We start from the raw sequence: 22,377 nt of genomic DNA, 5'->3' as shown, positions 1-22,377 counted from the left end.
CGAAGCCGAAGCCGAAGCCGAAGCCGAAGCCGAAGCCGAAGCCGAAGCCGAAGCCGAAGCCGAAGCCGAAGCCGAAGCCGAAGCCGAAGCCGAAGCCCTGAACAGGGCCGAGCCGACCGAAGAAAAGGTGATCGAACGCACTGTAGAAAAGCGCGGCGGGTTTGTTCCGGCGTTGCTGGGCGGCATTGTCGCGGCCGGAATTGGGTTTGCCGTGGGCAGCGGCGGGTATTTGTCAAGCGGGGCAGAAAGCTCGGACGCAATCGCCGCGCTTGAAAAGAAGCTGTCGGAACAATCCGATCAGATTGCCCAACTGACAAAATCTCTTGCTGATGGCCCCGATGTCTCAGGCCTCTCGGATCAGATCAAGGCTTTGTCAGACAAGCTATCGCCGGTCGAAAGCGATCTGGGTGCCGTAAAAACCAGCGTTGATGGCCTGGCCGGTAAGGTCGACCCACTTGAGGAACGCCTGACCGCGCTTGAGAAGCAACCGCTTGAGGCAAATGTCTCGGCCGAAGCGACGGCAGCCTTTGAGGCCGAGTTGAAGAAACTGCAAGATTCCCTGGCAGCGCAGCGCAGCGAAGTGGAAAAGATGGTCTCGGACGCGCAGGCGCTTGAGGCCAAAGCCTCGGCCGAGGCCCGCGCTGCAACTAACGCGGCCATCCTGACGCGTCTGCATGGCCAGTTGGACGCCGGTCAACCTTATGAAGATCTGGTCTCGGAACTGAAGGCCGGTGGGGTCGACGTGCCGGATACCTTGGCCTCCTCCGCGAAGGACGGGATCGAAACGCTTTCGGCCTTGCGCAGTTCGTTTGCCCCTGCGGCACGCACGGCGTTGGCGGATGCCCGGGATGCCGACAAAGGCACCGGGTTGGTGGCTTTTCTGCAGCGCCAGACGGGCGCGCGGTCGGTGACGCCGCAAGAGGGCGACGATCCGGATGCGATCCTGTCGCGCGCGCAGGCGGCCTTGGCGGATGGAGACGTCGCAAAGGCGCTGACCGAACTGAAAGCATTGCCTGAGGCGGCGCAGACTGCATTGGCGGATTGGGAGCAGGCGGCGCAGACGCGGGTCTCTGCCGTCGAGGCCGCAAACACGCTTGCTTCAAGCCTGAACTCGAACTGAAGGACCTGCCATGCTGTGGTCATTGTTAAAGATCCTTATTTTTGTTGCGATTATAGGCCTGCTGGCCATGGGCGCTGGGTTTCTGATGGAATCATCAGGCGGCGTACAGATCACCGTCGCCGGAACCGAATACACGCTGGGGCCGCTGCAATCGGTGATCGCGCTGGGCGTGTTGGTGTTTGCGGTCTGGCTGTTCTTCAAACTTCTGACGCTGCTGATTGCGACGCTGAAATTCCTCAACGGTGATGAAACCGCCCTGTCGCGCTATTTTGATCGCAGCCGTGAACAGCGCGGATATCAGGCGCTGGCTGATGGGTTGATGGCGCTCGCCTCGGGTGAGGGGCGCGTGGCGATGACCAAGGCCAGCAAGGCCGAAAAGCTGCTGAACAAGCCCGAGCTTACCAATCTGCTGGTGGCACAAGCGGCCGAGATGACCGGCGATACCAAAAAAGCGTCCGAGACCTACAAGAAGCTGGTAACCAACAATGCGACGCGTTTTGTTGGCGTGCGTGGGATCATGAAACAAAAGCTGGCCGAGGGTGATGATGAAACCGCACGCAAGCTGGCCGAAAAGGCTCTGGCGCTGAAGCCCCGGCATGAAGAGACGCAGGATGTGCTGCTGAACCTGCAGACCAAGGCGCAGGATTGGGCCGGTGCGCGGTCCACGTTGACCTCGAAGCTGAAGGCCGGGTACTTGCCGCGCGACGTGTTCAAACGGCGAGACGCAGTCCTGGCTTTGTCCGAGGCCAAAGTGCTGCTGGACGACACGGCGACGGTCGAACAGCAGGAACATGCGATTGAGGCAAACCGCCTTTCACCCGATCTTGTCCCGGCAGCCGCCATGGCCGCGCGCGCCTATATCGAAAAGGGCAAACCGCGTGCAGCCACCAAGATTCTGAAAAAGGCGTGGGAAGTGCAACCTCACCCCGATCTGGCCCATGCCTTTGCCGAGATTGTGCCAGACGAAACACCTGAACAGCGGATCAAGCGTTTCACCGCTTTGACCCGCATTCATTCAGAGAATATGGAAACACGCCTGATTTTGGCCGAGCTGAACATCGTAGCCGAAGACTTCCCCGAAGCGCGACGCGCGCTGGGTGATGTTGTCGAAAAGCAGGGGGATGCACGGGCCTACACGCTGATGGCTGCGATTGAACGGGGCGAGGGCGCCTCGGACGCGGTGGTTCAGGGTTGGCTGGCCAAGGCGCTGAACGCACCGCGCGGGCCGCAATGGGTCTGCACCAATTGCCACGACATTCAGCCTGAATGGGGACCGGTGTGCCAGAACTGCGGCAGCTTCGATACGCTCAGCTGGCAGACGCCTCAGACGCCCGAGATTGCTAGTGCGACGGGTGTGCATATGTTGCCTCTGATCGTTGGCGCGCTTGAGGATCAATCAGAGGCTGAAGAGGCAGAGGAACCTGAAGAAAGTGCTGAAGAGTCACTTGAAGAGCCGGTCGAAGAGGACATGATCGAGGGAAAGGTCGAGCCGGTCACGGAGGAAGTCGCGCGACAGACCTAACGCGCGGTCTCGGCGTTGAAAGCGTCGTTCCGCAGCTTAAACAACCCGGCCCACCGATTTTGATCAAGGGCGACCAAAGCCATTATGTGACACCGGCAGTCGTCGGCGACACCGGCACACAAGACGACTAAACCGATCCCGGCGGGTTTTGCACGTCCAGATAACGTTCGGCCGGAATCCTCACGAGACCTTTGATCCCCAAGGCAGTACGATCCGCATCATCCAACTGCGCAATTGCCCGTTCAACCGCTGTAAAAATCGCTTGCTGATCGTTACCCTCCGCAGTGATCAAAGGCAGGCTAGGCGTCGGGTCCGTCCACTCTAACACCCGCAGAGATGCGGCAAACTCTTCATACTCAGCCATCAATCGCCAAGAAACCGCATCAAGGGCGGCGATATCTGCGTGACCTTCCGCAACGGACTGCGCCGACTTCAGGTGACCTTCGGTTTGCACACGGTGCTTGAACCAGAAGCCATGCGGCTCAAGATGCCAATAAGGCGCGGCGTAGCCAGATTGCGAAAATGTCTGGTTGTAAGCGAACTCCGCTTCCCGAAACGCCATCAGATTTGTGCGTGGATCATCGGCGCGCACGACCAGAGCACTGCGGTAATAGCCGGGCGGGCACCCGTCGAGACCATAGTCTGGCGTGCCAACCAACGCGACCTTGTCGTGCAGCCATGTCCGGTACGGCATGCCGCAAGTCTGGCTCAGCACCAGTTCCGGGTGCTGCCAGACCGAAAATTCCTCGGCGTCCTGCGACAGATGCTCAGGGCTCTCGATCCCGGCGCGTTTCAGATTGTCACGGATGAGGTTCCAGTATCGCAGATGTGCCTCATCAAGCTGGGGGCGGGCATACATCATCAGGCTTGCGATCATTGCATCTGCCCGAACAGTTCATACAGCTCTATCGTGGTTTTCACGCCGACCTTTTGCTGTATGCGCCCGCGATGAATTTCTACTGTGCGGGGGCTGATACCCAAGGCAGTTGCGATCTCTTTGCTCGACGTGCGCGCGGGGTGGGTCAGAATATGTTGCAGGACCTGCTCCTCGCGGTCGGTCAAAAGTCTGCGCTTATCCGCAAGCATCTGACGTCGCGATTTCTCGGCGCGCAGACGGTCGCCTATTTCAAACGCGGCCTGTATCCGTTCGATCAGCACCTGCAGGTCAAAGGGTTTTTCCAGAAAATCAATTGCACCCGCCTTGGTGGCCCGCACGGATTCCGGAATGCCGCCATGACCCGAGATGAAAATGACCGGTATGGTCGACTCGCGCCGGTTCAGATGTTCCTGCAATTCCAGCCCGTCCATGCCGGGCATGCCATAGTCCAGGATCAGGCAACCTTTTGCGTCCTCATGCACCTGATTCAGAAATGTCTGCGCATCGGCAAAATGCTCGACCCTTAGTCCGCGTTTGCTGAGCGAGCGTGATAAGGCGACGCGCACATCTTCATCGTCATCGACGATATAGACGACCAGCGGCTCAAAGGTCATGCGTGATCCTCCTTGGGCTGATCGCGGCGCTGCAGGGTGAAACAGAAGCGCGCCCCGGACGTCTCAGTAGGCTCGTACCAAATGGCTCCGTCATTGGCTTTGACGATGGTCCGACAAATGGACAGGCCCAGCCCCATCCCGTCGGTCTTCTGGGTGTCAAACGAGTTGAACAAGGTGACACCATCGCTAATCCCGGGCCCGTTATCCTCAACCCGCACCTCGACCAGTTCATCGCTAGTCTTTGTAGTGATGGTGATTTTACCCTTGCCATCCGGATCCAGGGCCAGGGCGTCGATCGCGTTGCGCAACAGGTTAACCAGAACCTGAGCGATCTGCGTCCGGTTTCCGATGACAAGAGGAAGGTCGGTTTCTTCATAAAGCAGCTTGATCTCGTGTAACTTCGCCTCGGCGTCCATCAGGCTGACGGTTTGCCGGATCAACCCGTTCAGTTCAAACGGAGTCTGACGTCCGCGATCCTTACGCACCACATCACGCAGGGCGCGGATGATGTCGCCCGCACGGCGCGACTGGCGGTCGATATCCGAAAGGATTTCTATCACCTCAGGATCGGGATCGCCGATTTCATCCAGCGTGATCTTCGCGGCGTCGACATTATAGGAAATCGCGCTTAGCGGTTGGTTCAGCTCATGCGCCAGCCCTGAGGCCATTTCTCCCATCAGGTTGACCCGTGCCACATGGGACAGATCGCGGCTGAGGCGGCTTACTTCATCCTCGGCCTGCTTCCGATCGCTGACGTTGTCGATAATGGCAACCGCATGATCAGGGGTCCCGCTTTCATCGCGGATGAGGATGGCATTGACCCGCAACCAGATGGGGGATCCATCTTTTCGGATAAACTGGTTTTCGGCGATGAACTCGGAATCCTGCAGCAAGGTTTCGCGGAACTTGACCGCGATCTGCTGTTCATCTTCCGGCAGGATGTCGGCCAGCGTCATCTTCTCCAATTCATCCGGCTGATATCCCATGATATCGCACAGCTGTTCGTTGGTCCGCAGAAAACGCCCCGTTTCGGGTGAGATCTGCGCCATCCCGCGCGAGGCCAGATCGAAGGTGCGGCCATAGGCGGTTTCGAACCGTTGCCGTTGTCGAACTTCCTGTGTCAGAGCCGCGCCGGTATCTTCCAGCTCGCGATAGGGGCTGTGCAGGCCTTCTTCGGTGGTGATCTCTCCGCTGCGCAATTGCTGGCTCTGGCTGGCAAAGGTGCGCACAGGGGCATAGATCCGGTCGGCCATGGCCAAACCAATTGCGCCGGTCAGAATGGCAATGGCAAGCGCGATCCAGACGCCTTGCGTCCGGTTCTTCTTGATCTCGCCAATAAAGTTGTCCTCGGCCGCATAAAGCCCGATCAACCAACGCAGCCCCGGCTCGGACACCTCGATCAGCATCGCCACATAGTCCTGACCGTTCAGCTGGAAATCGGTATGAACCGGTCCTTCCGTGTCGCTCAGACCGGTTTGCACGACATCTCCGAACGCCTTTTGTGCGATGGGGTCTGCGATTTGGTCCACACGCGTCAGCTCGGGCGCTTCCATATGTGCTTCCTGCCGGATCAGCACCAGCGTTGGATGCGCCAGCACCGCGCCATTTTCGTTCAGAACCAGCGCGGCACCGCGTCGTTCCGACCAGATGTCCAGCAGGAATCCCGACAGGGCGTCGATCTGGATATCGACACCCAAAATGGCACGGATAGCTCCGGTATCGTCCAATATGGGGACACTATAAGTGATCCCCGGCTGGCGCGTGGTGAAGAAGATATAAGGCTCTGTCCAGATCGGTGCTTTGGCTTCGGTCACCATTCTGAACCAGGGCCGGGTGCGCGCCTCATAGGTGTCAGTCTGGGTAGTGGCCGTTTCCAGCAATGTGAACTGATCGTTGCGCCATTGGAAATCGGCGGGATGTTCCGCGGTGCCGGGCAGGAATGGCGGAACGAACTTGGTGCGATAGCGTCCGGGCTCTTCCGCGCGCATGACATAGACAAACCTGCCCGTCGCATCGGCCAGATACATCCCTGCGAGTTGAGGCGCGACCTGTAGCTGCTGAAAAAAATGGCTTTCCAATACGCCAGGATCGCTGATATCCAGTACGTCATTTTCAGCAAGTCGCCGAGTTGCATCCAAGGCCTGCCGGGCGGGGTTCAGAAAACTTTTGACTTGGCCGATGACATTGACACTGACTTCGTTCAGCGATGTTCGGGATTGCCGCAACAGCGCGTTCTCCGAGCTGACAAAGGTCGACAGGATCACCGAAAGGATGGCGATGAACTGCAGCCCGCCCAAACACAGCGCAAGCGTGGCGCGCAGCGATCTTCGCCTGCGGGCTGGCTCAGTGTGGTCCTGGCGTATTTCTTGTTGCCCTGCGTAGTTCAATTCTTGTCCAAACGACCTTCTGCACGGGTCGGTATCACAGTCACAGAATGTGATCAGTTACCCTCTTTCCCCTATATCTGAATCCAAGCCTATACGTAATCTACCGTATAGACACCTGCTGTTTGGTTTCGCTTTCCTCTTTATCATCGGGGGGCCTGATTCCAGTGCGATTTTTTCTGTTGTGTTCTGAAAGGTTTCAGGCACCCCACAGATCAAAAAAGACTGACAACAGGAGTGTCAAAGTGTTCAAGAAAACCTCAATCACCGCATTTGCCGCGGCGGCCCTGATGGCACCAGCGGCATATGCTGAAGAATTTATCACGATCGGAACTGGCGGCGTTACGGGTGTCTATTACCCGACGGGTGGCGCGATCTGCCGTCTGGTCAACAAGGGCCGGAAAGAGCACGGGGTCCGGTGTTCGGTGGAGTCGACTGGGGGGTCGGTTTACAACATCAACACCATTCGCGAAGGCGAGCTTGAGTTTGGGGTGGCACAGTCGGACTGGCAGTACCACGCATTCAACGGCAGCTCGAAATTCGAAGAAGCCGGCCCGTTTGAGAACCTGCGTGCCGTGTTCTCGGTACACCCAGAGCCGTTCACGGTTGTGGCGCGTGCCGACGCGGGTATCTCGAATTTCGAAGACCTGAAGGGCAAACGCGTCAATATCGGCAATCCCGGTTCCGGTCAGCGTGGCACCATGGAAGTGCTGCTGGGCGAAATGGGTTGGACCACAGACGATTTCGAACTGGCGACCGAGCTGAAGGCGGCTGAACAGTCGGCTGCCCTGTGCGACAACCAGATCGACGCGATGGTTTACACCGTTGGTCACCCATCGGGTTCGATCCAGGAAGCCACCACCGCCTGTGACTCGGTACTGGTGAACGTCAGCGGCGACGCGGTTGACAAGCTGGTGGGCGACAACTCCTTCTACCGTACCGCGACCATCCCCGGTGGCATGTACCGAGGTTCGGATGGTGACACATCGACATTTGGTGTTGGTGCAACCTTCGTGACTTCGGCTGACGTGTCGGAAGACGCGGTTTATGCGGTTGTCAGCTCGGTCTTCGAGAACTTCGATGACTTCAAAAAGCTGCACCCGGCATTTGCCAACCTGAAACCAGAAGAGATGATTGCGGATGGCCTGTCGGCACCGCTGCATCCGGGCGCTGAGAAGTACTACAAAGAAAAAGGCTGGATTCAGTAACCAGACCTGACACGGGGCGCCTTTCGGGGCGCCCCGATTCATATCCGGGCTAAACCGGAGACAAGACGGCCGCAAAAACCAAGGCCGAAGGACAGGGAGATACCAACATGAGTTCCGACACACAGGGCAATCGCCCTCTTTCCGAAGAAGAGCTTCAGGAACTGGTTGCCTCATCAGACGCAGGCGCGCGTGATCCGGCGGGTAATGTCGGGCTGTTTCTGGCGATCGTTGCGGTTTTGTGGTCGGTGTTTCAGGTCGTTCTGGCCTCTCCCCTATCGAATTATCTGCTGCCGGGCAGTGTAGTGAACAACTCACGCCAGATTCATCTGGCCTTTGCGATGTTCCTGGCCTTTTCGGCCTATCCGGCACTGAAATCCAGCCCGCGGAACTACATCCCGATTCAGGATTGGATCATGGGGATCGTGGGCGCATTTCTGGCCCTCTATGGCTATTTCTTCTATCAAAAGATCGTCGATGCGGGCGGTCTCGCAGACGATACGGACAAGTGGTTTGCTCTTGTTGGCCTGCTGTTGTTGTTCGAGGCCGCGCGTCGCGCGCTTGGCCCGGCAATGGCGATCATCGCCACGATCTTTCTGGCCTACGTTTTCTTCGGTTCCTCCGAGTGGGTGCCCGAGGTGATCCGTTGGAAGGGCGCAAGCCTGCAAAAGGCGATGAGCCATATGTGGATCACGTCCGAAGGCGTCTTTGGCATTGCGCTGGGCGTATCGACCAAGTTCGTCTTCTTGTTTGTTCTGTTCGGTGCGCTTTTGGATAAGGCGGGTGCGGGCAACTACTTTATCAAGATGGCTTTCGGCGCACTTGGCCACCTGCGCGGTGGCCCGGCCAAGGCGGCGGTTGTGGGTTCTGCGGCGACCGGCCTGATCTCGGGCTCGTCGATCGCGAACGTTGTCACCACCGGTACCTTTACCATCCCGCTGATGAAGCGGGTGGGCTTTTCCAGTGAACAGGCGGGCTCGGTTGAGGTCGCCTCATCCGTGAACGGCCAGATCATGCCACCGGTGATGGGCGCTGCTGCCTTCCTGATGGTGGAATATGTGGGCATCTCATACGTTGAGGTGATCACCCACGCCTTCCTGCCTGCTGCGATTTCCTACATCGCGCTGGTCTACATTGTGCATCTTGAAGCGGTGAAGCGGAACATGCCGACACTGGGCGACCGCGTTGTTTCGATGGGTCGTACGATTGGCGGCATGGCGCTGTTCTTCGTGGGCTTTGCCGGGCTGTGTTACGGCATCCAATACCCGATCAAGGCCATTGTCGCGCTCATGCCCGATGCGTCGGGGCTGGTCCTGTCGGCTCTGATCGTGCTGGCCTATCTGTTCCTGCTATGGCTGGCTTCCGGAGTAGAGGACTTGGTGCCTGACGATCCTAATGCCAAAGAGGTTGAATTGCCGGTAATTGCCGAAATCTACAAGGCCGGTCTGCATTACCTGCTACCGATCATCGTGCTGGTCTATTTCCTGATGATCGAACAGAAATCGCCGGGTCTTTCAGCCTTCTGGGCGACTTCGCTGTTGTTCGTGATCCTGCTGACGCAGAAACCGCTCAAGTCGATCTTCCGGGGTGAAAGTGGCACAGCGAATGCCTTCAAGGCCGGTGTCGTCGACCTGTGGAACGGGCTGATCGACGGCGCGCGCAACATGATTGGTATCGCGCTGGCGACCGCCACCGCGGGTGTGATCGTGGGCACCGTAACGCTGACCGGTGTGGGTCAGGTGATGGCTGACCTGGTCGAGTTCCTGTCGGGTGGCAACCTGATCGCCATGCTGGCGCTGGTCGGTCTTCTCAGCCTGATCCTCGGAATGGGCCTGCCGACCACGGCGAACTACATCGTCGTCAGCTCACTGATGGCGGGTGTGGTTGTCGAACTGGGCGCGCAGGATGGGCTGATCGTGCCGCTGATCGCGGTGCACCTGTTCGTCTTCTACTTCGGTATCATGGCCGATGTGACACCGCCGGTTGGTCTGGCGAGCTTTGCAGCCGCCGCCGTTTCTGGTGGGGATGCGATTAAGACCGGTTTCACCGCCTTCTTCTACAGCTTGCGCACCGTGGCACTGCCTTTCGTGTTCATCTTCAACACTGACCTGTTGCTGATCGATGTGGGCTGGGTACAGGGCATCTTGGTGGCCGTCTCTGCGACCATCGCGATCCTGATCTTCACTGCCGGCACCATGGGCTGGTTCCTGACCAAGAACCGCATCTATGAAAGCGTCGCGCTAATCCTGATCGCCTTTGCGCTGTTCCGTCCGGATTTCTTCATGAACCGCATCGCACCGCCCTTTGCGCAGATCGAACCGGCACAGCTGACACAGGCCGTGGGTGAGGCCGCACCCGGCAGCACCATGCGGATTGAGGTCGCAGGTCCGGACTTTGACACTGGCAATATGACCGAAACCACCGTTGTTCTGGACATTCCGGAAGGGGCCGATGGCACAGCACGCGTTGACGCTCTGGGCCTGATGACGCTGGAAGAGGATGGTCTGGTCAAGCTTGACGAGCCGATGTTCGGTACGCCGGTCGCGGATGAGCTGGATATGTTTGACTATTATGCTGACGATGCCGTTCGCATCACCAGCATTCAGGCCCCGCAAAGCCAGCCCGCGAAAGAGCTGATCTTTATCCCGGCGCTGATCCTGTTGGGTCTTGTCGCCTTCCTCCAGCGCGGCCGCGCCGCAAAACAGGGAGAACCCGCATGACCCAAGCAATTCTGTGCGCCGTGGATATCAGCAATGGCGATCTTGATGTTGCCGTCCTTGAACGGGCGGCGGCGCTGGCCGAAATGGATGGCGCGCGGCTGGATGTCGTGACCGTGACACCCGATTATGGCGAAGGTTTCGTCAGCAGTTTCTTCGAGCCCCACCACCACGAAAAGGTGATTGAAGAGGCTCATGAAAAGCTGGTCGCCCTCTGCGCTGCCACGCTGGGGGAAGAGCGCAATGCCAAGGTCCGTCATGTGGTGGCAACTGGCAGCGCCTATCAGGAGATCCTCAAAACCGCGGAAGGCGCGGGCTCGGACTTGATCGTGATCGGCGCGCATAAGCCTGACTTGAAAGACTATTTGCTCGGTCCGAATGCGGCGCGGGTCGTGAGGCATTCGCACACGTCAGTATATGTTGTGCGGTAAATCGATCGGATTTAAGCTGAGAATCTGCCATTTGAAGTTTGTTACTCAGTAGCCAATCTCGCAGATCCTTACCGGGAGATTTCTATGATGAAGACATTCATGAAAACCGGCGCCGTTCTGGCGTTGGGTGTTGTCGCTTGCGCGGCCAATGCGCAGGACCCTGCGCCGGAATATGGCTATGGTTGGGAGGACAAAAACTCGGTGACTGGCACCGAGTTCATGGTCTCGGCCGCCAATCCCATTGCTGCCAAAGCGGGATATGATGTGCTGGCCGCAGGTGGCACAGCCGCAGATGCGATGATTGCCGTGCAGCTGATGCTCAATCTGGTTGAACCGCAATCATCGGGTATCGGCGGTGGTGCGTTCATGCTGTATTGGGATGCGTCGGCCAAGACACTGACCACCTTTGATGCGCGCGAGAAGGCCCCCGCGAAAGCCACGCCTGAACGGTTCCTGTTGCCGGACGGGCAAAAGATGCCGTGGCCCGAAGCTGTTGTAGGCGGACAATCTGTTGGCGTTCCGGGCATTCTGCGCCTGATGGAAGTGACCCATAACCTCTATGGCAAGAAAGACTGGGCCTCGCTGTTCCAGTCTACAATCGATCAGGCCGAGCAGGGGTTCGAGGTCTCGCCCCGCATGGCAAACTCGATCCAAAGCACGATTGAACGTGAGCGCTCAGTCGGTGTGTTCCCGGCGGGCAAAGCGTATTTCTTCAACGAAGATGACACGCCGCTGCAGGCTGGAACCTTGCTACGGAACCCCGAGTTTGCCGAAACCTTGCGCATTCTGGCCGATCAGGGCGCAGGCGCCTTCTATAGCGGCCCCATCGCCGAAGATATCGTGGCGGCAGTGGATGCCACCTCCAAGGTGGAAAACAATATCACGCTTGAGGATCTGGCCGACTACCGCGTCAAAATCCGCCCCGCCGTCTGCGCCGATTATCGCGGCTACGATGTCTGCGGAATGGGTCCGCCAACCTCCGGCGGCCTGACCGTCGGGCAGATTCTGGGGATACTCAGCAACTTCGACCTCGAAGGCACCGGTTGGAACGCCGAGATGGCGCATCTCTATGCCGAGGCCGCCAAGCTGGCCTATGCCGACCGCGCGCTTTACATGGCCGACGGCGATTTTATCGATGTACCGGTCAAGGGTCTGCTGGACGCGGACTATCTAAAGCTGCGCTCGGAGATGATCGACCCTGCTGCAGCCAGCGAGAAGCGTCAGGCAGGTGAGCCGCCACGTGATCACACCGCCCTGTTTGCGCCCTCGCAAAACCCGGGTCGTCCCGGCACCAGCCATATCGTGATCCGAGATCAGTACGGCAACGCGCTGTCGATGACGACCACTATTGAGACCGCCTTTGGCAGCCGGGTTTTTGTGCGGGGTTTCCTGCTGAACAACGAACTCACCGATTTCGACCGCGCACCAAAGGATGGCGACCGTCTGGTGGCCAACCGCGTTGAGGGTGGCAAACGCCCGCGCAGCTCGATGTCACCAACCATCGTGATGAAGGATGGTGAGCCCTATCTGCTGATCGGCTCACCCGGTGGTAGCCGCATCATCAACTATGTGGCCAAAACGATCATTGCGATCCTGGATTGGGAAATGGACCCGCAGGATGCCATCGAAACCGGGCATTTCGTGCATCGCAACGGGTCTGCGATGGATCTGGAGCAGGGAACATCCGCTGCTGAATTCGCTGATGCTCTGACAGCCAAGGGGCATGAGGTGAAAGAAGTCGATCTCAACAGCGGGTTGCATGCCATCCTGATCAAGGACGGGCAGTTGATCGGCGCTGCTGATCCTCGTCGCGAAGGCGTGGCATTGGGCCAATAAACATGAACTGGAAAAGGGCTGCTGGACAATTGTACCACACAGCCCTTTTCTCTTGCTTTAACAGCGTACTCGTCCGATAGGGCGGTATGTTCAAAAGCCGCGCAATAACCTTCATTCTGATCACACTGATGATTGATGCCATCGGTATCGGCATCGTGTTCCCGATCATGCCCGACCTGATGGATCGCGTCGGTGCGGGCAACACCGGACAAGGAGCTTTTTGGGGTGGGCTGCTGATGGCCGCCTATGCCGGGGCGCTGTTCCTGTGCGGACCCATTGTCGGCAGCATTTCGGATGCGGTTGGCCGCAGGCCGATCCTGATCGCAGCGCTGACCATGTTGGCGCTGGATTATGTGATCATGGCGCTGGCCGAAACATTCTGGCTGCTTCTTCTGGGGCGAACGCTCGCGGGGCTTGCGGGGGCGACCTATATCACCGCAACGGCTTACATTGCTGACATATCATCACCGACCGAGAAGGCGGCGAATTTCGGTCTGATCGGGGCGGCCTTCGGGATTGGGTTTGTGCTTGGCCCGGCCATCGGCGGCATCGCTGCCGGGATCAGCATTACTGCGCCGTTCTGGATTGCTGCGGTCTTGTCCGCCGCCAACGCCCTGTTCGGAGTCTTCGTCCTGCCCGAAAGCCTGAAACCAGAAAAGCGCCGCCCCTTTGGCAAGCGTGACCTTAACCCGTTCAAATCGATCTTCGACGCTTTCCGCTTTCCGGGTCTGGCCGTGCCGCTGCTGTGTATTTTCATCTTTGAATTCGCCAATATGGTCTACCCCACCCTCTGGGCCTTCTGGATACGAGAGGTGTTTGGCTGGTCCACGCTCTATATCGGCCTGTCACTGGCCGCATACGGCGTGCTGTTGGCCTTCGTCCAAGCCGGATTGATGCCGGTCTTCATTCGCTGGATCGGGGACTACCGGACCCTGCTGCTGGGGATGGTATCGGCATTGGTCGGAATGATCGGCTTTGGGTTTACCGTAACGGTTACGGCCCTTGTCATCTTTATTCTGCTTGCCGCGCTGTCCGACCTCGTGCCTGCCTTGATCACGGCTATGGCCTCGAACCAGGCGGACGAAGACCGGCAGGGCGTGGTGCAGGGAGTCATCGCGTCACTGTCTTCTGTCGCTGCGGTTCTGTCGCCTTTGGTGATGACCGGCATCTTTCAGGCGTCGGTCGATGGCGAAGGCACTTATCTGCCCGGCGCACCGTTCTTTTTCTCGGCGGCTCTGGTCTTGGTGATGATGCCGTTGGTGTTCCGTCTGCGCGGGCACGCATCGGTCTGAAACGAAAAACGCACCCGCAGCGGACTGCGAGTGCGTTGAATTTTCAAGGCACGAGGCGCTTACTGAATTTCACCCATGCAGAGATACTTCATCTCAAGGAAATCCTCGATCCCGTATTTCGAACCCTCACGGCCCAGACCGGATTGTTTGACACCGCCGAACGGGGCGACTTCGGTCGAGATCAGGCCAGTGTTGATGCCCACCATGCCCGATTCCAGCGCCTCGGCCACACGCCAGACGCGCGCCAGATCGCGGCTGTAGAAATACGAGGCCAGGCCGAACTCGCTGTCATTGGCCATGCTGACGACGTCGTCTTCTTCCTCGAATTTGAACAGCGGAGCGACGGGGCCGAAGGTTTCGTCCTTTGCCACAACCATGTCGCGGGTTACGCCAGTCAGAACGGTGGGTTCAAAGAATGTTCCACCCAGATCCGAGCGTTTGCCACCCAGCGTTACAGTCGCCCCTTTGGAAACCGCGTCCGAGATATGTTCTTCAACTTTGTCGACCGCCGCCTGATTGATCAGGGGACCTGTGGTGATGCCGTCGCCAAAGCCGTCGCCGACATTCAAAGATTTTGTCTTCTCGGCCAGCTTGGCAGCAAACTCGTCATAGACGCCCGCCTGCACATAGATGCGGTTGGCACAGACGCAGGTCTGGCCATTGTTGCGGAACTTCGCGATCATCGCGCCATCCACGGCGGCATCCACGTCGGCATCGTCAAAGACGATGAATGGTGCGTTACCGCCCAGTTCCAGCGACATCTTCTTGATGGTGCCCGCCGCCTGACGCATCAGGATCTGTCCTACACGGGTCGAGCCGGTGAAGGTGATCTTGGCGACCTTGTCATTGGTGCAAAGCTCATTACCAACGCCCGAGCTGTCTGTGCCCGGGATCACGTTGAACACGCCCGCTGGTATACCCGCACGTTCACCCAAAACCGCCATCGCCGTCGCCGACAGCGGCGTCAACGTCGCTGGGCGCGCCACAAAAGTACAGCCCACGGCCAGCGCCGGGCCAACTTTGCGCGCGATCATCGCGTTCGGGAAATTCCAAGGCGTGATTGATCCCACTACGCCCACGGGCTGCTTCAGCACCACGATGCGCTTGTCGCGCTGGTGGCCGGGGATGACGTCGCCGTAAACACGCTTGGCCTCTTCCGAGAACCACTCGATAAAGGACGCGCCATATAGGATTTCACCGCGCGCCTCGGGCCAGGGTTTACCCATCTCGGCGGTCAGGATGGTTGCCAGATCGTCTGCGTTTTCGACCATCAGGTCGAACCATTTGCGCAGAATGGCGGCGCGTTCCTTGCCAGTCTGAGCAGCCCATTCCTTCTTCGCAGCGTAAGCTGCATCGATGGTCTGTGTTGTGCCTTCGATGCTGACATCTGTCACATTGGCGATCAGATCACCGGTTGCAGGGTTGTAGACAGGGAACGTTGCCTCACCTTCGACCCATTCACCGTTGATATAGGCGCGGGGTTCCAGAAGGCTGGGATCTTTCAGCTCCAGCTTGGTCACTTTGGTATCCAGCATGTTCAGGCTCCTTTGGCAGCGTCGATCGAGGCTTCGAGGATATCCATGGCCTCGGCGAAGATTTCGTCCTGCACCGTCAACGGCGCGAGGAAACGAATTACGTTCCCATATACGCCACATGTCAGCAGGATCAATCCACGCTTCAATGCCTCGACCCGTATGGCGTTTGCCATATCGGGATTCGGGGCGCTGCCGTCGGTCGTGTTGAACTCGGCCGCAACCATAAGGCCCGGACCACGAATATCTACGATCTCGGGCGTGCGGGAACGGATCGATTCCAGACGCTGTTTCAAGCGCGAGCCCAGCTCATTGGCGCGCGTGCACAGGTCTTCTTCCTCGATCACATCCATCACAGCATGGGCGGCGGCGATCCCCAGCGGGTTGCCGCCATAGGTTCCGCCCAAACCACCCGGGTGCGCGGCGTCCATCAGCTCGGCACGACCGGTGACGGCGGCCAGCGGCAGACCACCGGCCAGACCTTTGGCCATAGTGGTGATATCAGCAGAGACGTCATAAGCGTCCATCGCGAACAGGTTGCCGGTGCGGGCAAAGCCGGTCTGTACCTCATCGGCAATCAGAACGATGCCATGTTCGTCGCAAAGCGCGCGCAGACCACGCATCAACTCAGCCGGAGCGGGGTAGAAGCCACCTTCGCCCTGAACCGGTTCGATGATGATCGCGGCCACCCGGCCCGGATCAAGATCGGCCTTGAACAGTTTAGTCAAAGCACCCAGCGAATCTTCGGTCGAGGTGCCATGCAGATCGATCGGGAACGGGACGTGATAGGTATCGGGCATCATCGCGCCGAAGCCCGCTTTATAGGGCTGAACCTTGCCGGTCAGCGACATGCCCATGAAGGTGCGGCCGTGAAAAGCTCCGCCAAAGGCCACTACAGCCGGGCGGCCAGTGGCAGCACGCGCGATCTTGACGGCATTCTCGACCGCCTCGGCACCTGTAGTGACAAAGACGGTTTTCTTGGTGAAGTCGCCGGGCACCTTCTCGTTCAGGCGCTCGGCCAGGCGGATGTAGTTCTCATAAGGCAGAACCTGATGGCAGGTATGGGTGAAGTTCGCGGCCTGTTTCTGAACAGCCTCCATCACCTTGGGGTGGCAATGCCCGGTGTTCACAACGGCGATGCCTGCGGCGAAATCAATATAGCGTTTGCCTTCGACATCCCAGACCTCGGAATTCACGGCACGGTCCACATAGACTTGTGTCTGCATTCCCACGCCCTGCGCGATCGAGGTATTCCGGCGTTCAGCAATCTGAGCGTTCAGCATCTTGCGTCCTTTCCCGTTTCCGGGCGCGGTGCCCGTATGTTTGACTGCGCGACTGTAGTATCTGCGCCTGCAAGCGAAAGCCTGTTTCTTGTGATTCATAAGCCATTGATTTACCGTCCCGGCAGGATCAAGTGTTGCGGATACTGAACATGAAGAACACCAGCCAAGAGGATTTGACCCTCGGATTGCGCCTGCGAACCTTGCGAGAGCGTGCAGGCTTATCTCAGCGGGCGCTGGCCAAGAAGTCGGATGTGCCGAACTCAACCATCTCGCTGATCGAGTCGGGCAAGATGAATCCATCGGTTGGTGCGTTACGGCGTATTCTGCAAGGCATACCGATTGGCATGTCCGATTTCTTTTCCTTCGAAATCGAACCTGAGCAGACCGTGTTTTATGCCTCAGAAGAACTTACTGAGATCGGAAAGGGTGGGCTGTCTCTGCTGCAGGTAGGATCAAACCTGCATGGTCGCGCGATGATGATCTTGCAGGAAACTTACGAGTTAGGGGCTGACACCGGTCGCGTGATGTACGGGCATGAGGCGGAAGAGGGCGGTATTGTCATCTCGGGTCGGGTGGAGGTGACCGTGGGCGATAAGCGCAAGGTACTGGGACCAGGCGATGCTTATTATTTCGACAGTCGCACCCCGCACCGGTTCAGGCAGGTCGGCCCCGAAGTTTGCCGGGTCATCAGCGCCTGTACTCCGCCTACATTCTAAGCATTACGGCAGAAATTTCAGCACTATGCATCATAGTGTTGCAGTATCTCCTGGTTTGATCCACATTATGATGCATAGTGCGGGAAATTCCTGCAGATAATCCAGGGTGTCCGCCGCCCAATTCAGAGAGTACCGGAATGAAAAAGAAACCTGCCACTCTGCCACGTGGCTATCGCACCTGCACCGCATCGCTTGCCGTCGCCGACGTCGATGCCGCGCTAACTTTCTACGAAAGCGCCTTTGATGCGAAGATACAGGCCTATGATGCGGATGAGGCCCCCGGCTTTGCCTCGATCAAGATCGGCAACTCGATGCTGTTTGTCACCGCCGGATGGGGTGCGCACGGCCCCGCCATTCCGGGCACAGTCACTCCGATTGGGCATCATATGTATGTTGAAGATGTGGACACTGCCCTTGCAGTCGCGTTGGAAAGCGGTGCCAGCCTGATCGCTGAGGCGGCGGACACCTATTGGGGCGAACGCTGCGCCACGATTGCCGATCCGTTCGGTCATGTCTGGACGTTGGCGACCCGCGTCGAAAACCTGAAGCCAGCGGATATCAGTGAACGGCGCAAAGCGCTGCTGGACGCGGCGCAGATCGAGGCTGCATGAACGACGCCCCCCTTCCCACATTCACGATCCGTCAAAACGATCTGGCCATTCTCGCGGCTGAGGGTCGCATCGGCGACTATCCGGTCGCCGTTCGCACGGCGCGTGAGGTGATCAGCGGTGGCTTTGCCAACCACTCGGCGCATCCCAATACCTGGACTGTATACTTTCTGGTCGATGGCCAATGGGCGCTGGTCGAATCCACGCGCGGGCTGCGGCGGGAGTGGTCCAGCCTTGATCGGCTTGAGAAATGGCTGCGCAGTTGCGGATTCCGGTTCTTCTGGGTTCGCAACGACATCGATTTTGTGGAACCGCAGGCAGAAGATACCGCCGAGGAAGCCGCAGTATGAGGGCAGTCGCCTCGGAAAACCATAGCCTGAGGACAGCAGGCTTGCGTGACCACACGGTTTTATGTTCCGATGAAGAACGCCGGATCAAATCGGCGGTCGCAATCGGCAAGAAAATGAGAAGAAACGAAAAATGACCCCTTTTGCGATAACCGGAATCCAGATGCATGTCGGTGCGTTGCAGTCGAATGTCGACGCGATGCTGCACCGGATCGACATTATGATGGCACGGTTCCCCTGGACCCAGATGGCCCTGTTCAGCGAATTGGCGCCTCATGGTCCGCTCGACCGGTTTGCCCAGCCCTTTCCCAATGACGACCTGTCGCGCTTTCAGGATGCCGCTCGGCGTTATGGGATCTGGCTGATCCCCGGCTCGATGTTCGAAAAGCACGAAGATGGACGGATTTTTAACACCTCGGTGGTGATCAACCCCGAAGGTGAGATCGTCTCAAAATACTCCAAGATGTTCCCGTTCAAACCTTATGAACAGAACATCGCATCGGGTACCGAATTCTGCATCTTTGATGTGCCGGATGTGGGCCGGTTTGGCCTGTCGATCTGCTACGACATCTGGTTCCCCGAAACCACCCGCCACCTGACTAGCCAAGGGGTCGAGGTTCTTCTGCACCCGGTTCTGACCGGCACAACCGACCGCGAGGCCGAGCTGTCGATCGCCAAGGCGACCGCTGCGCAGTTCCAATGCTACGTGTTTGACGTGAACGGGCTGGCCGCCGGGGGCGTGGGCCGCTCACTGGTCGTTGATCCCTCGGCCACCGTGCTGCACCAGTCTGCGGGACAGGAGGATATCTTCCCTATCGAGATCGATCTTGATCAGGTCCGCCGCCAACGCGAGGTCGGACTGAAAGGTCTGGGGCAGGTTCTCAAAAGCTTCCGCGACCGCGAGGCGGAGTTCCCGGTCTATGACCGTACCAGCGGGGCGGATGCCTATCTGCACACGCTAGGCCCGCTGCGCATTCCGCAGAAAGGCGACGTTGCGGGCGTCGCTGCATCCGACCCCAGAACGGCGCTGGGATATACTGAAGACGCCGCGACCAAGCCCGACAATCTGTATCTCTACAAAGGGCGCTCTGGCACAGACTGATACCGGCCCAGCTTTTCGGTATCGGCAGAAAGGAAAAATTTCATGCACGGCATTTCCGATAGCGAAAAGCTCCACACCATCTCGGACTACTACAGCGCCTCGCAATTGAGGGCAGACCGGTGGAGCGCGCTGCGGGAAACGGCCGAGTCCCTGGATCAGGGCGGTAACGAAAAAGATCGGGACCGGGCACGGCAGTTGCTGCAGGCGCTGGCCCCGATCGAGGTGTATTTCGCTTTTCCGGGCGGATCGGCGTTCGACTATCTGCGTCGTTTGCTGGATCATGGAAACTTTGGCGATTTCTCAACCGCCGTGCGCCGGGTGTCGCGGGCGCTGACCTCAGGGGCCTATCGTCGCCGCTCGATCCCGCTGATCGCGGATGAGACCGAGGTTGATGAGTTCGAGGACGAGTCCACCCAAAGCCATGAAGCCCGCGCGCTGGGCCGCCCATATTTCGAGGTGATGATCGTTGACAAGGTCAACGAACATCAGGAACGGTTCCTGCAAACCAGCCTGCAACGGATGCGCCGCAGCGAAGATCCGTTCATCTATGAAACCGTTGTCGTTCCCAGTGTCGAGGATGCGCTGATCGGGGTTCTGTTCAACCAGAATGTACAGGCGGTCATTGTTCGCCCGGGCCTTAGCCTGAAGTCCAAGAACGAAACCAATGTTTTGGGCCGCTATATCAGTCTCTATGGCGAGGGCGCCGATCTAGATGCGCTGTCCCCCTCGGAATACGGTCCTGAAACCTGCCGCCGGATCGGCATGCTGCGCCCCGAGCTGGACGCCTATTTAATTACCGATCGCTCTGCCGAGGATATCGCGGGGCTCGATCTGGGCCTGTGCCGGCGGGTATTCTACAATCAGGAAGACTTTCTGGAATTGCACCTGAACATCCTGCGCGGAGTGCAGCGGCGCTATAAGACGCCGTTCTTCACGGCGCTCAAGGAATACTCAAAACAGCCCACGGGCGTGTTCCACGCAATGCCGATCAGCCGGGGTAAATCGATTAGTCGCAGCCACTGGATTCAGGACATGGGGGCGTTCTACGGGTCAAATATCTTCATGGCGGAAACTTCGGCCACCTCGGGCGGGCTGGATTCTCTGCTGGAACCCAAAGGTCCAATAAAAGAGGCGCAGGAGGCTGCCGCACGCGCATTCGGCTCTAAACAGACGTTTTTTGCGACTAACGGCACCTCGACCTGCAACAAGATCGTTGTGCAGGCGCTGGTACGGCCCGGAGATATCGTGCTGATCGACCGCGATTGCCACAAATCGCACCACTACGGCATGGTGCTGGCGGGGGCGAGCGTGGTCTATATGGACAGCTATCCGCTGCACGATTACTCGATGTATGGCGCGGTGCCGATCCGTGAAATCAAACACAAGCTTTTGACCCTGAAGGCCGAAGGCAAGCTGGATCAGGTTCGCATGGTGTTGCTGACCAACTGCACATTCGATGGCATCGTCTACAACGTGCAGCGGGTGATGCAGGAATGTCTGGCGATCAAAAAGGACCTTGTATTCCTTTGGGATGAGGCGTGGTTCGGTTACGCGCGCTTTGCCCCGAATTCGCGTGTACGTACCGCGATGCGATCGGCCAATATCCTGCGCGAACAATTCCGCACCCCAGAACATGCCGAGGCATATGCCAACCAGCAGGAGGAACTGAAGGGCGCGGGTGATGAAACCCTTCTGAACACCCGCCTAATCGCACCGCCCGATGCACGCGTTAGGGTCTATGCCACACAATCAACGCATAAAACGCTGACTGCGCTGCGGCAGGGTTCGATGATCCACGTCAATGACCAGCAGTTCAAAGGTGCGGTCGAAGAGGCGTTTCACGAGGCCTATATGACCCACACCTCGACCTCTCCCAATTACCAGATCATCGCCTCATTGGATGTAGGCCGCAGACAGGTCGAGATCGAAGGGTACGAGTTCGTCCAGCGGCAGGTCGAAAGCGCGATGGCAATCCGCCGGGCCGTGACGACCCATCCGCTGCTCAGAAAGTATTTCAAGCTGGTCACGGCAGGCGACATGATCCCCGAGCAATATCGCGAAAGCGGCATGACCAGCTATTTCGATCCCGATCAGGGATGGGCCGATGTTTGGGATTGCTGGGCCAAGGACGAGTTTGTTCTGGATGCCACCCGCATCACGCTGCATGTGGGCGCCACGGGCTGGGATGGGGATACGTTCAAGACCAAGATCCTGATGGATAAATACGGCATCCAGATCAACAAGACTTCGCGCAATACCGTGCTGTTCATGACCAATATCGGCACCACGCGTAGCTCAGTCGCATATCTGATCGAGGTGCTTGTCGAGATCGCCAAGGAACTGGACGATCTGATGGACGATGCCTCGAAGATGGAAAAACGGGCCTTTGAAAAGCGCGTCAGCAATCTGAGCGAACACGTCCCACCTCTGCCCGATTTTAGTCGGTTCCACGATGCGTTCCGCTGTGAAGCAGGTACCGAAGCCGGTGACATCCGTACGGCGTTTTTTCTGTCCTATGACGAAGACAATTGCGACTACGTCGAGCCCGACAAGGAGATGTTGGAACGGCTTGAAGCCGGGGAAGAGATGGTCTCGGCCACCTTCGTGATCCCCTATCCGCCGGGCTTTCCCATTTTGGTACCGGGGCAGGTGATCAGCCCTGAAATTCTCAAATTCATGCAGGAACTGGACGTCTCGGAAATCCATGGGTTCCGTGCCGATCTGGGCCTGCGCATTTTTACCGAAGACGCTTTGAAGTCAGTAAAGAACCCCTAAGGGGTCAGGGAGGACA

General features: G+C 58.3%; 17 protein-coding genes. 12 read left to right on the top strand and 5 right to left on the bottom strand.

Going from position 1 to position 22,377, the window contains the following annotated elements; genetic code table 11:
• Positions 1–1,120 (top strand): COG4223 family protein (locus tag ACR0JG_RS19200; protein WP_480571974.1); only part of this gene is annotated, 1,120 nt, incomplete at its 5' end.
• Positions 1,121–1,130: 10 nt separating this feature from the next.
• Positions 1,131–2,642, top strand: coding sequence for a heme biosynthesis HemY N-terminal domain-containing protein (locus ACR0JG_RS19195; protein ID WP_480571971.1), 1,512 nt, complete (start codon positions 1,131–1,133; stop codon positions 2,640–2,642).
• Between the two features lie 127 nt (positions 2,643–2,769).
• Here the strand turns inward: ACR0JG_RS19195 and ACR0JG_RS19190 are convergent, their stop codons facing one another.
• Genes ACR0JG_RS19190 through ACR0JG_RS19180 form a run of 3 tightly spaced genes read right to left on the bottom strand, consistent with a single transcriptional unit; the run spans position 2,770 to position 6,520 of the window.
• A complete protein-coding gene (locus ACR0JG_RS19190) occupies positions 2,770–3,519 on the bottom strand; it encodes a phosphate/phosphite/phosphonate ABC transporter substrate-binding protein (RefSeq protein ID WP_480571968.1) in 750 nt (249 codons plus the stop codon).
• A complete protein-coding gene (locus tag ACR0JG_RS19185) occupies positions 3,516–4,133 on the bottom strand; it encodes a response regulator transcription factor (protein ID WP_170397932.1) in 618 nt (205 codons plus the stop codon). The genes ACR0JG_RS19190 and ACR0JG_RS19185 overlap by 4 nt, the downstream gene beginning before the upstream one ends.
• A complete protein-coding gene (locus ACR0JG_RS19180) occupies positions 4,130–6,520 on the bottom strand; it encodes an ATP-binding protein (RefSeq protein WP_170425407.1) in 2,391 nt (796 codons plus the stop codon). Before ACR0JG_RS19180 ends, ACR0JG_RS19185 begins: the two co-directional genes overlap by 4 nt.
• 242 nt (positions 6,521–6,762) lie before the next feature.
• On the opposite strand from ACR0JG_RS19180, the gene ACR0JG_RS19175 reads away from it, so the two are divergent.
• The 5 genes from ACR0JG_RS19175 to ACR0JG_RS19155 all read left to right on the top strand — a co-directional run bounded on the left by ACR0JG_RS19175 (position 6,763) and on the right by ACR0JG_RS19155 (position 13,998).
• Positions 6,763–7,725, top strand: coding sequence for a TAXI family TRAP transporter solute-binding subunit (locus ACR0JG_RS19175; RefSeq protein ID WP_170397937.1), 963 nt, complete (start codon positions 6,763–6,765; stop codon positions 7,723–7,725).
• A 107-nt stretch (positions 7,726–7,832) separates the two neighbouring features.
• Entirely contained in the window at positions 7,833–10,442 is a 2,610-nt protein-coding gene (locus ACR0JG_RS19170) for a TRAP transporter permease (RefSeq protein ID WP_480571965.1), read from the top strand.
• Complete coding sequence (locus tag ACR0JG_RS19165) at positions 10,439–10,870, top strand: universal stress protein (protein WP_170397943.1); 432 nt, start codon at positions 10,439–10,441, stop codon at positions 10,868–10,870. Before ACR0JG_RS19170 ends, ACR0JG_RS19165 begins: the two co-directional genes overlap by 4 nt.
• Positions 10,871–10,954: 84 nt before the next feature.
• A complete protein-coding gene (gene ggt, locus ACR0JG_RS19160; protein ID WP_480571962.1) occupies positions 10,955–12,706 on the top strand; it encodes a gamma-glutamyltransferase in 1,752 nt (583 codons plus the stop codon).
• An 86-nt stretch (positions 12,707–12,792) separates the two neighbouring features.
• Entirely contained in the window at positions 12,793–13,998 is a 1,206-nt protein-coding gene (locus ACR0JG_RS19155) for an MFS transporter (RefSeq protein WP_170407966.1), read from the top strand.
• A 59-nt stretch (positions 13,999–14,057) separates the two neighbouring features.
• Here ACR0JG_RS19155 and ACR0JG_RS19150 read toward each other — a convergent pair whose 3' ends face one another.
• Together ACR0JG_RS19150 and ACR0JG_RS19145 are read right to left on the bottom strand one after the other, a co-directional pair.
• On the bottom strand, positions 14,058–15,533 hold the full coding sequence (locus ACR0JG_RS19150) for an NAD-dependent succinate-semialdehyde dehydrogenase (protein WP_170609187.1): 1,476 nt from the start codon (positions 15,531–15,533) through the stop codon (positions 14,058–14,060).
• Between the two features lie 2 nt (positions 15,534–15,535).
• On the bottom strand, positions 15,536–16,813 hold the full coding sequence (locus tag ACR0JG_RS19145; protein ID WP_170397954.1) for a 4-aminobutyrate--2-oxoglutarate transaminase: 1,278 nt from the start codon (positions 16,811–16,813) through the stop codon (positions 15,536–15,538).
• A 149-nt stretch (positions 16,814–16,962) separates the two neighbouring features.
• Here ACR0JG_RS19145 and ACR0JG_RS19140 point away from each other — a divergent pair, with 149 nt between their 5' ends.
• The 5 genes from ACR0JG_RS19140 to ACR0JG_RS19120 all read left to right on the top strand — a co-directional run bounded on the left by ACR0JG_RS19140 (position 16,963) and on the right by ACR0JG_RS19120 (position 22,361).
• Complete coding sequence (locus ACR0JG_RS19140; RefSeq protein WP_480571959.1) at positions 16,963–17,529, top strand: cupin domain-containing protein; 567 nt, start codon at positions 16,963–16,965, stop codon at positions 17,527–17,529.
• A gap of 137 nt (positions 17,530–17,666) precedes the next feature.
• The gene (locus tag ACR0JG_RS19135) at positions 17,667–18,140 is read left to right on the top strand and encodes a VOC family protein (RefSeq protein WP_170397960.1); all 474 of its coding nucleotides are present in this window, start codon (positions 17,667–17,669) and stop codon (positions 18,138–18,140) included.
• Positions 18,137–18,487: a hypothetical protein gene (locus ACR0JG_RS19130; RefSeq protein WP_170397963.1), complete on the top strand. Its 351-nt coding sequence runs from the start codon at positions 18,137–18,139 to the stop codon at positions 18,485–18,487. Before ACR0JG_RS19135 ends, ACR0JG_RS19130 begins: the two co-directional genes overlap by 4 nt.
• 130 nt (positions 18,488–18,617) lie before the next feature.
• Positions 18,618–19,586 (top strand): carbon-nitrogen hydrolase family protein, encoded by a 969-nt coding sequence (locus ACR0JG_RS19125; RefSeq protein ID WP_170407972.1) that lies wholly within the window; start codon positions 18,618–18,620, stop codon positions 19,584–19,586.
• A 42-nt stretch (positions 19,587–19,628) separates the two neighbouring features.
• On the top strand, positions 19,629–22,361 hold the full coding sequence (locus ACR0JG_RS19120; RefSeq protein WP_480571956.1) for an aminotransferase class I/II-fold pyridoxal phosphate-dependent enzyme: 2,733 nt from the start codon (positions 19,629–19,631) through the stop codon (positions 22,359–22,361).
• Positions 22,362–22,377 lie beyond the last annotated feature (16 nt).

This window comes from Ruegeria sp. AD5 (assembly GCF_056542345.1).
The sequence above is the reverse complement of the archived record's forward strand: the minus strand, read 5'-3'. Positions and strand labels throughout refer to the sequence as shown.